Below are 275 nucleotides of genomic sequence, written 5' to 3' on the forward strand. Positions count from 1 at the left end.
GTGCCGGATCCTGAGGGATATGTTCCAGCAATAACCTGGCTCCGATGTCGAGATTTTCACCGGAAAACACATTGGCATGGTTGGTTAAGGTGAGCTTGTACTCAGGCACCTCCCAGCGCTGGGTTTCCGGCAGCGATGCCGCCAGATTTTTATCCGGCTGACAGAAAATCAGTCGTGCTTTTTTCACCGCCAGTGACGTACTGGTCGGGCCCAGATGTTTCTCGAACAGTTTGAGTGTGGAGGAATGTATATCCCTGGCTTTAGCGGCAGCAATC

1 pseudogene is annotated in these 275 nt (G+C 52.4%); it reads right to left on the reverse strand.

The features are described 5' to 3' along the window. Positions 1-275 (reverse strand): annotated as a pseudogene (locus R0J87_RS20145) (methyltransferase); the annotation flags it as partial.

It is taken from the genome of Halomonas sp. SIMBA_159, from assembly GCF_046536035.1.
Classification (GTDB): Bacteria; Pseudomonadota; Gammaproteobacteria; order Pseudomonadales; family Halomonadaceae; genus Vreelandella; species Vreelandella venusta_A.